The organism is Chitinophaga vietnamensis (assembly GCF_902167635.1).
Classification (GTDB): domain Bacteria; phylum Bacteroidota; class Bacteroidia; order Chitinophagales; family Chitinophagaceae; genus Chitinophaga; species Chitinophaga vietnamensis.
Genome location: NZ_CABHMS010000006.1, coordinates 464325 through 478814 on the forward strand (window position 1 = coordinate 464325; position 14490 = coordinate 478814).

Here is a 14490-nt window from a genome sequence, read left to right on the forward strand (position 1 = left end):
AGGGGCTGCCAACAGGCGGTCCCTTTTTTATTGTAGATAAGGGCGTAAATTTGTATGTCTAAATGTGGATAATATGGAAGAGATCATCAATAAAGTGGCACAGAGCGGCCTGGAAACAATAGACCTGGAGCAGTTTTACCCGGAAGGAGAGATCGTGATCTTTGACCTGAAGGATTATCTCTTTATGCAAATGATCCTCAAGGAGAAAGATTTCCGCAGTGCTTTGCAGTTGGTAGACTGGGAGCAATACCGCGGCAAGAATGTGGGCCTGATCTGTAGTGTGGATACTGTTATTCCTTTATGGGCATATATGCTGGTAATGACCTACCTGGAGCCTGTGGCGGCTTATGCCGCTTTTGGCGATGCAGAATTTATGTATAAAACCCTTTATCTGCGTAACCTCGCCAAACTGGATGTAGCGGCCTTTGCGGACAAAAGGATCGTGATAAAAGGCTGTGGCGACAAACGTGTGGGAGAAGTGGCCTATGCTGAGGTGACCCGGCTTTTGCGTCCTGTAGCGAAAAGTATTATGTACGGCGAACCTTGTTCAACTGTTCCTATCTACAAGAAAAAATAATCAGAACCAGCCGCGTTTCCGGAATACCCAGATCATAATAATCAGGATAACGGCCATTGAGCCGAGGGTAATAAAATATCCGTTGGGCACTTCCAGCTCAGGCATGTTCTTGAAATTCATACCATAGATGCCGGCGATGAGCGTGAGCGGGGCCATGAGCGTAGTTACCACGGCCAGCACTTTCATGATCTCGTTTAGTTTGAGATTGAGCTGGGTGTGATACATTTCCTGCAAGTTGAGCACCATATCGCGATAGTTATCGGCGAGATCGTTGCACTGGATGATGTGATCATGCACATCCTTGAAATACTTGGTAACCCTGTCTTCCAGCAGATCGCTTTCACTTTTGAGGATACCGTTGAGGAGCTCGCGCACGGGTGCTATGGCGCGTTTGAAGAGCAGCACTTCGCGGCGGAGGAAATTGATCCTCGCGAGAGTGCGGGTGTTGGGCTGATGCTGCACCATATCTTCCATCAATTCAATTCTTTCTCCCAGTTTATCCAACACCACGAAATAATTATCTACAATGATATCCAGCAGGGAGTAGCAGAGATAATCGGCGCCGCCAGAGCGAATGCGGGAAGTATTGATCCGGAGTTTGTCGCGGATTGGATCAAACACATCACGGCTTGGATCTTCTTGGAAGGAGATCACAAAATTCTTTCCGAGCACGATGCTGACCTGCTCCTGCTCTACTGTTGAAGTTTCGCAATTGAAGTACATCATGGGCAGCAGGCAAAAGAGACATTCGCCGATTTCGTCCATTTTGGCGCGCTGGCCGATGCTGAGGATATCTTCTTCCAGTAGTGGGTGGATATTGAACCGTTCACAAATCTTATGGACCTCATCTTTATTCAGCCCGTCGATATTGATCCAGCTGATGCGGGGTGATTCTGCATAGGGAAATGTTTCTTCCGCGCTGGAAAGCATGCTCTCTGTGCATTCGTTCGCATCATAATCGAATACGTTGATTTTCGCTACTGCCGCAGTTTTGCGGGTAGTGACACTGATGGCCGGATTGAAATTCATGATGCGCTGCTTCTTTACCTTGAAAGGGTTGAGCGCTTCCAGTACTCCCGGGATGGGCAATATTTTCTTCGGAGACATGACCGTTTGGGTTTTGCTAGCTGTCCTTAAATCTGTCCCGAATTTAAATTAAAATAAATTTCGCTTAACTATTACTTAATCCCCGCCGGGTAATTTTACATTGACCTTTAACCTATGCTGTAGAATGTATTTTGATTGTTTGCAAACCCCCACCCCCGCAGGAGGCTGCTCCTGAAGCATTCATATAGCCGTTAACGTTAGCTGTTCTCCCTGATTCTATTGGACTATGTGAACCGGGCGAAAAATGCCCGGTTTTTTTCAAGAAAGAGGCGAGCTCTTAAAATGTAAATTCGTCATATCAATCCTATAGACTAAGTGAAGATATAAATTAAATAAAAGCCCTCTCATTCAATGAGAGGGCTTAGTTTATCAGAATTTCGGAAGATCAATTTCCGGGTGTTGGCCCTTGGCGGGGCGTTCAAAGATATCGCCGTATTGTGCATTGGCGGGTTTGAAGCCGCTGTTCCAGAGATAGAACCAGCCGTTTTCATAGCCGCCGCCATAGTCGATACGATCCTTGGCTTTGGCGGTGGCGTCGTTGGTGAACCTGGCTTTAGTGAGCTCTATCCATTCGCCGGTATTGGTTTTGATCCAGTGGTTGCCATAATAGCCCTTGCGGCCCAGGTGGCCATTTTCAAAGGAAAAGTTTTCGAGGAATGAGTAGAGATGCCCCATATATTTTCCGTCTTTCGGCGCGCGGAAGCTGGCGATGAGCTTCCACTCATGGTGCTCCGGCACGTAGAAATAAGCGGTGTAAGTGGTAGTGGCGCCTTGCGGAACGCTGTGCATCAGGAAGCGATAGGTTTCGCCGGCTTTCCAGTTGTAGATCCAGTGGCTATGCCCGCCGGTGCCTTCGCCACCAAACCCACTGGCATAAACGCTATCGCCTTTGGCGAGCATGACTACCTGGTCTTCATATTTCACCTTGCTGCGCTCCTGTGGTTCGCCACCGGCATCCCATACAGAAAAGATCACCCTTCTTTCAGTAGGAGAATTAACCTGCATACCAAAGTATCCGCGGTGGAAGCCGCAAGACATGAAGTAAGTACCGATCTTGTCTTCTCCTTCCGGCACTTTTATTTCGCCATAGAACCACTCTACATTTTTGCCTTCCGGCACCGGATAGTTGAGGTGCACAGAAGCCGCGCGGCGCCAGGGTTTCGGGTTGAACTGGATATCTTTCACTGCGGCGCCTTCGAGCGTTACCGCTTTTACATCTGCATATATTTCTCCCTGCTTCTCCACTCCTTTCAATGTAATGCAATAAAAGCCTGGCTTTTTGATATTGGTTTGCAATACCGGAATTTTCGTATAGTCCTGATTGTTAGGAATGATAACTGTTTTGTCTGTTCCGTTTATACTCACATCTACTTTGCTGCCTGCATCTGATTTGGCTATCAGTGCTACTTTCAGCGGTCCGGTGCTGGCGGCATGAAAATAAAAGTTTATTGTATTGGCGTTATCTGTCCAGTGAATGACACCTTGTTGGTAGTCGATATCTACTTTTTCTTCCCTGGGGTCCGCATAGGCGGTGAAGCCGGGAAGCTCGGCGGCAGGCGCCTGAGCCGTGGCGTGATGTGCTGCAAGGCTAAACGCCAGCAGAGCCGTAATGAGCGGGATATTTTTCATTGTCCTGTTTTGATTGCCAACAAATAAAGCAGGAACGTTTTCTAAAAGCAATTTTATTCATCAAAATTGACACACGCGTGAGAAATGGCACGAAATGGGCAAAAATATATACAGCACAGCCTTATGAAGACTGTCTGAAACGCTCTGCCATGGCATATTTGCTTATGGGAACCGTTTTTGATCCGGCCTTTTTATTTACTCATCAAAAAAAATAAATTAATTATGGCAAATCAACTTGATAACAAGAAAGTCGCTATACTGGTGGCAAATGGCTTCGAAGAAGTAGAACTTACGCAGCCACTGGAAGCGCTGAAAAATGCCGGAGCAGAGGTGGATATTGTATCTCCGGAAAAAGAAGTCGTACGCGCCTGGGCAGAAAAAGAATGGGGCAAGGAATACCCGGTAAACAAGCAATTGAGCGAGGTAAAGGCACAGGATTATGATGCACTGGTATTGCCGGGCGGCGTGTTGAACCCCGATCAGTTGCGCATCAATCAGGATGCGGTAAACTTTGTAACCGGCTTCTTCGACGACAGCAAGCCGATTGCCGCTATTTGTCATGGCCCGTGGACGATGATTGAAACCGGTGAACTGGATGGACGCAGGGTCACCTCTTATCCCTCGCTGAAAACAGATCTCGAAAATGCCGGTGCGATGTGGCTGGATGAGGAAGTGGTAACTGATAACGGACTTGTTACCAGCAGAACACCAAAAGACCTGCCGGCTTTCTGTAAGAAGATGGTGGAAGAGATCGCCGAGGGCGCACATGCACTCTGATCAATGTTTTCTCTTCTTGTAGGTCACTTCCACAGTGGCCGTACCTGTGCTGATCATACCCAGCTTGCCGGCGGCTTTGCGGGAAACGTCGATGATGCGTCCTTTGGTGAAGGGGCCGCGGTCATTGACTTTCAACTTTACGCTACGTCCGTTGGCGATGTTGGTGACCCGTATTTTTGTGCCGAAAGGCAGGCTGGGGTGGGCAGCAGTCATACTATTCTGGTGGAAAATTTCACCGCTGGCGGTTTTCTTTCCGTCGAAGGAATCGCCATAGAAAGAAGCCTTTCCCGTTTGCGTGATCTTTTTGCTACAGGCGCTGCAAAGCAATAGCAAGGCCAGAGAAGGGGTCAGCAGATTCCTCATGCGGTGCGGTTTAGGTGTAGCATAAAAATAAACTAATTTTCCGAGGCTTTCAGGTGCATGAGCGCACTTTTCACCATCACGGGTACTATCAGTCGATGGAACGGCTTTACAAAGAAAAAGTAAAATCTGCCCCAGCGATTATTGAAATATACAATGGTGGAACAGACCAGCGCGTGCTGCCGGAGATAAAGCGATACCCTGAAATCCAGGTGCTTATCGTCCGTGCCCATGATCAGCTCGTGATCATTTTTAGTGATAACGGTAAAGATACCGGCCTGTTCGCCTGGCGTGAGTGTTAACCGTGCGGTTCCTTGTTTGTCTGTTTTCAATCCAAACCATTTTACAATGGCATCACGGAAATGTAAGAGATGTTCCACCCAACGAGGAGCAGAAAAAACAAAGGCCTGCGTGATAGCGAGGAGATTGGTGGGATGCGGCAGCGGCCCGGTATAGGCGTCTTTGTAATGGATAGCCGGCAATTGTTGCCACAGCAGTGAATCTGCTGGCAAAGAGGTTTTCATGATCTTCATAAAAAATGTAGCTGGCCGCAGCGCAAAGGTAGGTGAACAATGTATAAGAAAAAATGGTTTTATTGATCATACCTACAATTTTCAAAAAAGATATTTTATGGGGAAATCAGTTGCTGACCAGCTTGTATCGATGCTTGCAGATGCAGGCGTGAAACGTATCTACGCCGTTACGGGAGATAGTTTAAATCATGTTAACGATGCTGTGCGCCGCGACGGGCGTATACAGTGGATACATGTACGACATGAAGAGGCCGGCGCTTATGCCGCCGGCGCAGATGCCCAGCTGTTGGGCATTGGCTGTTGTGCTGGCAGCAGTGGCCCGGGGCATGTGCACCTGGTGAATGGTCTTTACGATGCGCATCGTTCCGGCGCGCCGGTGCTGGCCATTGCATCCACTTGTGCCACCAATGAATTTGGCAGTGGTTACTTCCAGGAAACGAATATCATCAAACTGTTTGATGATTGCAGCCATTATAACCAGTTGGCCGCTACGCCGGAACAGGCGCCGCGTATGATGCAGGCTGCGTTGCAGCATGCGGTACACAAACGTGGCGTAGCTGTGATCGGATTGCCGGGCGATGTAGCCGCCGCCACTGCCGTGGAGATACCTACCGCTATGCGGGTGTACCGGCCTAATCCCGTGATACGACCGTCTGACGAAGAGTTGCAGCAGCTTGCTGCAATATTACAAGCGCCGGGCAGAGTAGCCATCTATTGCGGCCTTGGCGCTGCTGCCGCACATGATGAAGTGGTCGCGTTATCTTCTCTCCTGAAGGCCCCTGTCTCCTATTCTTTCCGCGCGAAAATGGGCATCCAGCATCATAATCCTAATGAAGTGGGCATGACCGGCTTACTGGGCCTGGCATCTGCCTATAAAAGCATGCATGAAGCAGATGTGTTGTTATTGTTAGGAACAGATTTTCCGTACACGCCGTTTATCCCGGAGCACTCCCGCATTATACAGATAGACTTGCAACCTGAACGACTAGGTCGCCGTGCGAACCTTGAAATGGGCCTCTGTGGCGACATCCAGGACACGCTAAAAGCCCTGCTGCCTTTGCTGAAAGAAAAAACAGACCGCGATTTTCTTGATTCCATGCTCGAATTTTACCGAGAGATACGAAAGAAATTACAGACCTATGTAGAAGACAAAGGTAAAGAAGCCGCCGTGAGCCCGGAATTTGTGGCGACAACGATCAGCCGTTTGGCCGCCACCGACGCCATTTTTACGGTAGATACAGGCATGACCAACGTATGGACCGCCCGCTACCTGGAGAGTACCGGTAAGCGCACTTTGTTGGGTTCTTTCAATCATGGCTCTATGGCCAATGCCCTGCCGCAGGCCATCGGCGCGGCTTTGGCGCAACCCGGCCGGGAAGTGTTTGCCCTCTGCGGTGATGGCGGTTTGACGATGACACTCGGAGATCTTATGACCATACAGCAATATAAACTTCCCGTAAAAGTGATCGTTTTCAACAATCGCGCATTGGGCATGGTGAAGCTGGAAATGGAAGTAGCCGGCATCCCCGACTGGCAAACAGATATGGTGAACCCCGACTTTGCCGCCGTGGCGCAGGCGATGGGCTTCACCGCCTTTACCGTGAAAAATCCGGAAGAGGTAGAAACAGTGCTATCAAATGCTGCAAAGACCGCCGGGCCAGTGCTGGTAAGCGTTTTCACCAATCCTGATTCTCTTGCGATGCCACCGAAAATAGAATTTTCGCAAATGAAAGGATATGCCCTCTGGATGAGTAAATTGATCCTCAGTGGCCGTTATGATGAAGTATTTGATGCTGTGAAATCTAACTACAAACATCTGAAAGATGTACTATAACTAGAACGGATATCCGATCGCGATATTCAGTATCAGGTTTTTCTTTCTCCATTCAGGATCGCCGAAGGCGATCTTATCAATTACCCATCGCTCCTTTTCGGGCAGATAGGGAATGCGCAGCGGGAACGCGAGATCCAGTCGTACCACTACGATAGAGGCATCTATACGTAAGCCCAGGCCAGCGCCTACTGCGATCTCTTTATAGAAAGAGCCGAATTTGAATTGCCCGCCGGGCTGGCTGGTATCAGACTTTTGCAGCCAGATATTGCCGGCATCCACAAATGCGGCCACATTGAAAACGCTGGCTACATGCACGCGCAGCTCGGAGTTAAATTCCAGTTTGATATCGCCGGCTTCGTTGGCCAGCAGCCTGGAAGATGTATCCAGCGCGGGGTTGTGGTAGGTGCCCGGCCCCAGCGTACGCGCCCGGAATGCGCGGATACTGCTGCTACCGCCGGTAAAGAACTGCTTCACGAAAGGCAATGACCGCGATGCGCCATACGTACTATTACCATAAGGAAGACCATAGCCAACAAACAGGCGGTTGATCCATTGTTTGCCCTTGCCAATCGCCCAGTAGTGGCGGCCTTCGAGAGAAAGACGCTCATATTGCGCAAAAGGATTTTTAAGAATATTGCGTGTGCTGTCTCCCTGCTTGGGGATGATCAGACCGGCGAGATTACCGGATACATCGAGGTTGCCGCTGAGATAGAAAGAATGCACGCGGTTAGGCGCCTGGTTATTGTAGGTGATCGTATAGTTACCACCTAAAATAAATTGTTTAGAGATTGCGGCGCGCTGGCCGGGGTCGTGTTTCAGAATGCTGTCGTATGCCGCGGTAGTCTTTGTGGGCAGCACATAAGAAACGGCTATCGGTGAAAGGATATGGCTCAGGTACTGGTTATGTTGCCACAAGTATTGCAACTGCACCGTATAGGCGTTGAGGTTATACAACCCTGCGCGGCTGTAGAGATCATATCCCACGCTGATGCGCGTACGCGGCACATAGGGCGTTCTGATATTGATACCTTTGATGGGCGTAAAGAAGCGCGGGATGGTAACCGCCACCTCGCCTCCCAGCACATAGGAATTAGACCCACCGCTGCTTTTAGCGCCTGTTTGCCATTCCAGACCGCCCGTGAGCGATATCTCCAACAGGTTGGCGGAATGCAGCCAGTTGCGATTCTTGGCGGTGATCTTTACCTGCGAACCCACAAATCCATTCGACTTGGAAGTGCCTCTCAGCTCGGCTTGCAGCGAACGGCGCGGATAAGGGGTGAGATAAAATTTGGCATCGAGCCAGCCGCTATCTAACCGCAAACTGTTGTTGACCATATTGCGGTAGTTGCCGTAACGCGCGGCGCTGTCGCGGCGGGCGCGTGATGCGGAGTCCCTTGTAAGCGATACCGGCGCCTGGTTCAAGCCAACGCCCACAATATTGTGTATAGCGGTATCTCTTACAGGCCTGAACTGTCCTTTCACAAATTTGAATGTGCCCAGGTTGATCAGCCTTTGTAAAGTAATGTTATGCGAGCTTTGACGGTACAGGCTATCAGGACGAAGGAACACCGATCTTTCAAAAACGATCGGCTTGAAACGCTTCGATGAATCTACGATATATACATTCTTGTAGCGTTCCGGTGTTCCCAGTACGGAAGCGGAATCGTTTTCCAGTGAATAATCCGGGAACAGGGTGATATCATGCATCCGGTAGGGCCGCAGTGCCGCTATTGGCGTATTGTCCTTGATCTTCACATACATAGCTACGGTGCCGTTGTGGTTACTGTCGGCCTGCACGATGAGATAATCCGGCGTAAAGTAATAGTAACCCATTTCTTTGAGATTAGCGTGTATACGTTCCCGTTCGGCTTTGATAGAATCGAGAGAATAAGGCTCCCCTACTTCCAGCGAGCTTTCTTCTTTCATGGGCAGTATCGTTTTGCCAATAGCACTGCTGTCTGTTTCATACGTTACACTTCTGATGGTATAGCGAAGACTGGGCGTAGCGGTGTATTGGATAGATGCTTTTTTCTTGCCGGAATATTTGACGCTGGCGCCTACATCTGACTGGAAGTAGCCATGATCCGACAGGTATTCTTTCAGTACATTGGCGGTATAGTCAGGTTTGGCCTGGCTCATGAGCACAGGCGCTTCACCCCATTTTTTTCTGAGCAAATAATTCAATCCTTTGCCTCTAGGTTCCTTGCCCATATTGTATAACCACAATTTGATAGGCATGCCGAGAAACTTTTTATTAGGCATGGGTCGAATACGTTTTTCCATTCCTTCTGTGAGCGAGGAATAATCTCTGGGTTTCTTTTTTTCGTTCCACTTGATGCTGCTCCCTGTATATAGGCGATCGTTCTCCGGCACGGTACGCGTAGTACTGCAGGAGCTGACCGCCAGGTATAACAGGCAGATGAAAGAAGCGATGATATGACTGTTTTTGTGCTGCATCCGTTCGGAAACTGTTTATTTTTTATTTTTTTTCTTATCTGATTCACGCAATTTTGTGGCGCTGGTACTGCGTTTGGCCCGCTGTAATATCTCTCTGAACTCATCATAGTCCATTACCAACATAAATGCTACGCCGCTTTCTACGATCTGTCCTTCAATCACTGATTGATTATTATTCCTGTATACGCGCACCTTGTAACGCCCGTCGCGCGTGAGTTTGTAGTCGATAGATACATCACCGACGATCGAGCTGGCATTCTGTGCCTGCTGGCTACCGGCCAGCATGATGTTGGAACCAACGGAAACGGTTAAACGATCATTGAACAATGTTTTAGATGCGCCGATGTTCAACTTGGTTTGTTCCTGTGCGCTGCCGGTAGAATAATCCTGCTGGCTTTGCAGGTCGAAGTTGAGGTCTACACCTTTGATGAGGTTACCAGCGAGATTGTTCAGCTGTTGCGACAGGATTTTACTCACGCTGTTACGCGCGGCCTGGGCTACGCCACCAGCGGCACTGTTATCCAATGTGCTGGTAGGGTCGTCGGGGATGAATGTGCCCAGTACCAATAAGCCCATTACCTGTTTGTTTACTTCAGAAGGGACCTGGTTCAGTTGTTTCAGCTTGTTGTATGGCGCGCCTTTCAGCACATTGCGTTCTTTTTCAGGCATGTCAAGACTGAAGCTGATATCCGGTTTCATCATATTCCCTTTGATCATGAGGTATACTTCAAAAGGCAAACGCTGTTTGTAAGTGTTGCGCACACTGGCGTCGTTGACGTCGGCCAGCCCATCGCTTACAAGGTCGATGGCGGGCGCGTACACGGTATATTTGGCGGTGATGTCCAGATCGGCATTCATGGCATCTCCATTGAAAGAAATGTAACTGCCTTTCTGGATATCAAAAGATCTTTTGATCAACTGATTCAGCGACATTTCGTATTTTCCTTCGTTGATCTCATAGCGGCCGGTGAGGCTCATCTTGCTACTGGCATCAAGGGTGGCGTTGATATTGGCCGTACCCTTTGCTTCTACATAATCTCCATTCTGTTTATCAATAATTATTTTAATCAAAGACTCAGGTGTGATCTCCATGTTGCCGGAGAAGTTGATGCCTTTGAGTTTTGGATTCTGATATTTCAGGCTGTCCATTTTTGCAATGAGTGCGGAATCTACCGGACGGGATTTATCTACAAATTCCACTACTCCTTCCCTGTCGGCCAGTCCTGGCGCTTCTTGCGGGATGGTTAGCGTTACTTTGGATTTATCACGCAGCTTCACGGTGGCATCTATTCTTGGCATATCCATAGAGCCGCGGATCTTTACCTTGCTATCGATGAACGCAGGTCCATAGATCCACTGATCCTCATTCTGTTGAGCGCCCAGCACCATGAAATTGTCGGCATTAACATCCAGGTTGAAATTATATTTAGTGAAATCAGGCGTGTTGATACGGCCATTCACGACCATCTCATTACCCAGACTATCAGCTATCACCACATTATTCATCGCGATGCCTTTTTCGTCGATGAGAATATTTTCATCGGGGAGATGAAGATTTGCGCCTATCATGCTGATGGTGCCGCCCGCATTGTTGAAATGCAGGTTACCCAATATTTCCAGCGTCTTGGTATCGCCGTTGATGGTGAACTTGCCGTCTGTGCTGCCGTACATCCGCGTAAGGTTGCCCATGGTAAAGGGTTCCAGGGCTGACATGTTCAGGTGGTTGATGTTGACGGTGGCATTGATCGTACTATCATAAGTACCGTTGATCTTCAGATCATTTTCATTGCCGCTAAGGCTGGCCTGGAGACTATACTGGTTGGGCTGCGTGTTCTCCACGGAGGCATCCACCGTGCCCATGAGTGTATTCTTCACCGTTAGACTGTCCAGTTTCAGGGTGGCATTGATCAGCGGTGATTTATCCCAGTTGCGGACGGTGGCTTCAGCATTGAGGTTACCGTTGGCCAGCAGTGTGTCTGTAGCCAGCAGGCCGGTGATGGTGGACAATTTAAAGTTAGCCACATTCAGCTGCAATGCGGGCGTAGTGCTGGAATCCGGTTTGGTGGCCAGTTGCAGCGATTGGCTGCCTTGCGATAACCGGATATTGGCGGTATCGGGCAGACCATTTTTCATTCGCAATAAATTGTTACGATCCACTACCCATTCCTGTTTATTGAGCAGCAGCCCAGGTTTGAGGGAAAGCTCCATTACATTGGCGGGCAGGAAAGTAAGCATACCGCCCAGCTTATATTTGGCGCGGTAGCTGGCATCATCCAGCAGCAGGTCGAAGTTGACCACGCCGGCGTTGGCGTGGGAAGATACCTGTGTATGGTGCAGCGGGAAAGTAGGATGCGCCATATGGGCGAGCGCTACGTTCGCTTGCAGAGAGGTGTCGAGGATGTGGGCAGAGAGGCCGAGGCTGTCGATCTTCAGGGAATCGTATGCCAGCTTCGGCGCAAATGCCTGCATGACGAACAGGCTGCTATCGCTATTAAGCCTTCCGGTGATGACCAGTGGCTTATCTACGCGGAGCGCCGGAAACAGTGGCTGCAGGCTGCGGGGCCAGATGAGAGAGGCGTCCCAGGTAAGCAGCTGGCCATGCGGCGGTTCGATGATACGACCAGAATCTCTTGGCAGCAGCGGTTTTGAGATGATCTGCGAGAGGGCGGCCCCTATTTTCGTATAGTCGAGATGGCCATAGGCGTTGATAGGGCCGAGCGGGCTTTTCAGCTCCAACATTTGTTGATAGGTGTAGGTAGCGAGCAGTGAAACGGTATCCAGCGGCGCCACATGCCCTTTGGTGGCGATCTGCCAGTTGGTGAGCAAGGCGGAACCTTCGATCCGCTGTGGTTCAAGACTGCTGAAATCCGCATTGAGCAGGCCGCTCACGCTGAGCGGCTCGGTATACCAATGGGTAGCGTAAAGGTCTGCTTTGGTAATATCTATATTGGCTTTCAACGATTCGAGGGAAGTATCGCCCAGCGTTCCGCTGATATCGAATATGGTATGGAGGCTGCTGTCGCTACTTTGGCCTGCTGCCCGAAATGCGCCTTTATTGATGTTGGCGTCCACATTCACGCCGTTGTACGTATAGCCGTTATAGGTAGCTTCGGAGAGTTGCACGGCGGCCTGTGCGGCCATGCCTTTCATCGTATAGCCCTGGCCGTTAGCCTTCAGGCTGCCGCTAACCCAGCCGAGGGTGGTATCATACATCAGCACACCCGGATTCGCCCGGAAATAGGGTATACTGATGTCATAGCTGCTATGAATGCTGTCGGTGATATTGACGAGTTTCGCATTTATGTTGGCAGATGCATAGTCGCTTTTCAGCTGCAGCTGTGTGGTTATATTTTTCATGCCGCCATTGAAGGAGCCGGTGATCAGCATGTTTTCCGGCAGGCGGGGCGTATCGGGCATGGCGCCTGGAGGCAGCCAGGCACGCAGGGCTTTGTTGCCTGATTGTATGAAGAGATTAGGAATATCGGCATTGAATTTCCCGGGATCGGCGGCGTGCGAGATCACGGAGTTATCTGCCTTGATCACATTCCCTTGCTGGTCGTTGATATACAGCTCTTTGATGCCAAGTTGCGCGAGGCTGCCTTTGAATATAGCCGTTGCCGTTAGTTGTTTGTCCCACAGCGGCGCGAGATATTTATTTTTCCTTGCATCCGGCACAAAGCCCAGCCACTCGCCCAATGCCACGTGGATAGAGTCGAGATTGCCTTCGAGGTTCATCTGGTCGAGGTTTTTGGAGATGGCGGACCAGGAGGGCACGGTAACGGCTATATTTTTCCGGAGGATGCTTTTATTGGTTTGTACCAGCAAGTTTTTGAGCAACAGGCTTTTCGGCGTGAACACCAGGTCCATATTGGCTTTGCGGATGGTGAAGCCGGACCAGTCGCGCATGGTAAATGTTTTCATGCTGGCGCTGATGCTGTCTGGCAGGTACCTGATATTGGCCACATGCGAGTTAAGGTTGGTAAGCAGCAGGTGCTTATAATCTGGATCGGGTCCGGCGGCTTTGGGCGCGGGTCCGCCATTGTCGTAGCTAAGGGCCAGCTTGTTCAGGTCTACGCGGGTGGCAAACAGTTGCCAGGTGTTGGGCGTAGTATCCGGTGTGGCGGGCGTGGTATCTTTTCCGGGTAGCATGGCTACGATGCCGGCGGTATTGTTGATGGCGAGGTCGCCGATCTGGATGCGGGTAGAGTCCTGATCGAGGCTGCTGTTGAGCACTTTCAGCTCGCCGATCTTCCAGGCGGTGGTGATGCCGATGCCATCGCCGGAATAGAGAAAGGTGCTGTTGGTGATGCTGAGTTTCTTCAGCAGCAGGTGCAGTGCTGCACTGTTGGTATCTGCTGGGGGCGGCGGTGGCGCTGCGTTGGTGGACTTGGGAATATAATTTTGCCGGAAGAAACCTTTGAGGCCATCGAGGCGGATGCCACGGAAGGAATACACGCCATCGTTCACGAGCAGATCGTCGGGATCGAGGTGCAGTTCATTCCAGGTAAGCACCGCATTCATTCCGCCGGGAAGATCCTCATAGCGGACGCTGAATTTTTTCAGCGAAATATCTTTCAGGATAAACTGCAAGGTGGTGCCGGTGGCTTTGGGAAACGTGTCCGGAGCGGCTTTGGGCGTTACGAAGGCATCAACGGCGAACTGATAGTTGAAGGTGCTGTCGTTAAGCCGGTATACGTTTATCAGGGCGGTATCCCATTCCAGTTTATCGATCTTCAGTTCATTACCCAGAAGGGAGAACAGGTTATAATGTACTTTGAGAGAGCCGGTATAAAACAGGGCGTGGTTGGTGGTATCGGCTACAAAAACATTTCGCAGTTCGAGGTATTGCCATCCTCTTGCGCGGAGGTATCCGATCTGTACGCGTGTATTTAATTTTTTCTGAAGATAGGATTCGCCTTGTTGGCGGAGATAATTCTGTACACCGTTCAATTGTAGCAATAGCAATAACATTACGGGCAAAAGGAGCACCGCAACTAATATCCATAAAAGCCATCTCCACCAGGGGCGGCCGTGTTTTTTTCCGGTTTCTGCTGGTTCTGTCACTATGTTTTTTTCCTACTGGTAATTTACTGAATTAAAACGCAAAAGCGCGCTTAAGGTTTAGGGTATCAATTATTTGCAAGGATACATTAAATACGGTAACGGACACACTTTTTTCTGTGTGAAGAAGAGAGAGCATATAGGATGACAGATGA

General features: G+C 49.8%; 9 protein-coding genes. 3 read left to right on the forward strand and 6 right to left on the reverse strand.

What is annotated here, in order from left to right:
* The first annotated feature begins 73 nt into the window (after window positions 1–73).
* Window positions 74–577 (forward strand): DUF2480 family protein, encoded by a 504-nt coding sequence (locus tag FPG75_RS18555; RefSeq protein WP_143308709.1) that lies wholly within the window; start codon window positions 74–76, stop codon window positions 575–577.
* Here the strand turns inward: FPG75_RS18555 and corA are convergent, their stop codons facing one another.
* Together corA and FPG75_RS18565 are read right to left on the reverse strand one after the other, a co-directional pair.
* Window positions 578–1684 (reverse strand): magnesium/cobalt transporter CorA, encoded by a 1107-nt coding sequence (gene corA, locus FPG75_RS18560; protein ID WP_143308711.1) that lies wholly within the window; start codon window positions 1682–1684, stop codon window positions 578–580.
* Between the two features lie 369 nt (window positions 1685–2053).
* Window positions 2054–3313 (reverse strand): DUF3472 domain-containing protein, encoded by a 1260-nt coding sequence (locus FPG75_RS18565; RefSeq protein ID WP_143308713.1) that lies wholly within the window; start codon window positions 3311–3313, stop codon window positions 2054–2056.
* A gap of 222 nt (window positions 3314–3535) precedes the next feature.
* Here FPG75_RS18565 and FPG75_RS18570 point away from each other — a divergent pair, with 222 nt between their 5' ends.
* Window positions 3536–4090, forward strand: a complete 555-nt coding sequence (locus FPG75_RS18570) for a type 1 glutamine amidotransferase domain-containing protein (RefSeq protein ID WP_143308715.1) — start codon at window positions 3536–3538, stop codon at window positions 4088–4090.
* Here the strand turns inward: FPG75_RS18570 and FPG75_RS18575 are convergent, their stop codons facing one another.
* Together FPG75_RS18575 and FPG75_RS18580 are read right to left on the reverse strand one after the other, a co-directional pair.
* Window positions 4091–4453, reverse strand: coding sequence for a septal ring lytic transglycosylase RlpA family protein (locus FPG75_RS18575; RefSeq protein ID WP_143308717.1), 363 nt, complete (start codon window positions 4451–4453; stop codon window positions 4091–4093). It abuts the gene before it with no gap.
* A 32-nt stretch (window positions 4454–4485) separates the two neighbouring features.
* A complete protein-coding gene (locus tag FPG75_RS18580) occupies window positions 4486–4983 on the reverse strand; it encodes a DUF2867 domain-containing protein (RefSeq protein ID WP_143308719.1) in 498 nt (165 codons plus the stop codon).
* Window positions 4984–5080: 97 nt separating this feature from the next.
* On the opposite strand from FPG75_RS18580, the gene FPG75_RS18585 reads away from it, so the two are divergent.
* Complete coding sequence (locus tag FPG75_RS18585; protein WP_143308721.1) at window positions 5081–6817, forward strand: thiamine pyrophosphate-dependent enzyme; 1737 nt, start codon at window positions 5081–5083, stop codon at window positions 6815–6817.
* Here FPG75_RS18585 and tamL read toward each other — a convergent pair whose 3' ends face one another.
* Both tamL and FPG75_RS18595 read right to left on the reverse strand, forming a co-directional pair.
* Entirely contained in the window at window positions 6818–9274 is a 2457-nt protein-coding gene (tamL, locus tag FPG75_RS18590; protein ID WP_143308723.1) for a translocation and assembly module lipoprotein TamL, read from the reverse strand.
* A gap of 15 nt (window positions 9275–9289) precedes the next feature.
* Window positions 9290–14338 carry a translocation/assembly module TamB domain-containing protein gene (locus FPG75_RS18595; protein WP_143308725.1) on the reverse strand — a complete coding sequence of 1683 codons (5049 nt, stop codon included), beginning with the start codon at window positions 14336–14338 and terminating at the stop codon, window positions 9290–9292.
* Window positions 14339–14490: the final 152 nt, after the last annotated feature.

Bases quoted from the DNA above. Each gene is read 5' to 3' on its own strand.
- FPG75_RS18555 (WP_143308709.1), top strand. From the start codon at position 74: ATGGAAGAGATCATCAATAAAGTGGCACAGAGCGGCCTGGAAACAATA.
- corA (WP_143308711.1), bottom strand. From the start codon at position 1,684: ATGTCTCCGAAGAAAATATTGCCCATCCCGGGAGTACTGGAAGCGCTC.
- FPG75_RS18565 (WP_143308713.1), bottom strand. From the start codon at position 3,313: ATGAAAAATATCCCGCTCATTACGGCTCTGCTGGCGTTTAGCCTTGCA.
- FPG75_RS18570 (WP_143308715.1), top strand. From the start codon at position 3,536: ATGGCAAATCAACTTGATAACAAGAAAGTCGCTATACTGGTGGCAAAT.
- FPG75_RS18575 (WP_143308717.1), bottom strand. From the start codon at position 4,453: ATGAGGAATCTGCTGACCCCTTCTCTGGCCTTGCTATTGCTTTGCAGC.
- FPG75_RS18580 (WP_143308719.1), bottom strand. From the start codon at position 4,983: ATGAAGATCATGAAAACCTCTTTGCCAGCAGATTCACTGCTGTGGCAA.
- FPG75_RS18585 (WP_143308721.1), top strand. From the start codon at position 5,081: ATGGGGAAATCAGTTGCTGACCAGCTTGTATCGATGCTTGCAGATGCA.
- tamL (WP_143308723.1), bottom strand. From the start codon at position 9,274: ATGCAGCACAAAAACAGTCATATCATCGCTTCTTTCATCTGCCTGTTA.